Raw genomic sequence first — 372 nt, 5'->3', positions numbered from 1 at the left:
ACGACCTTGAATATACAATCGAATGGCTGCAGAATGGGAGACAACCCGGCGCCCGCCGTGGTGCTGATCGTAGGGATGTGTATAAAAGAACAATTCTGGCTGATCCGCGTTTAATTGATGCGCTGCCGGAAGAATACGCAATCGTTCAAGAAGCTGAAGGAGAAGTAAGTGAATGGGATAAGGAAAGAATCGCTGATGCCCTTTCCGTCCTCACAGAAAGAGAAAAAGACATATTCATGATGCATGCTGTGCAAAATATGTCTTTTGAAGAAATAGCCGCTTTACTCAATATAAAAAAAGGAACCGTCCAAAAGAATATTGAACGATCCCGCTTAAAAATGAAAAATAGAGCAAATGACAGCCTTTTTTGTT

Annotated in this window: 1 protein-coding gene; it reads left to right on the top strand. The window is 41.9% G+C overall.

What is annotated here, in order from left to right; genetic code table 11:
* A partial coding sequence (locus tag RUW00_RS22850) for a sigma-70 family RNA polymerase sigma factor (RefSeq protein ID WP_315956832.1) occupies positions 1–372 on the top strand: 372 nt, incomplete at both ends.

The organism is Bacillus sp. IS1, from assembly GCF_032461585.1.
In the GTDB taxonomy this organism is placed as follows: Bacteria; Bacillota; Bacilli; order Bacillales; family Bacillaceae; genus Bacillus; species Bacillus velezensis.
This window is presented reverse-complemented; position numbering and strand designations above follow the sequence as displayed.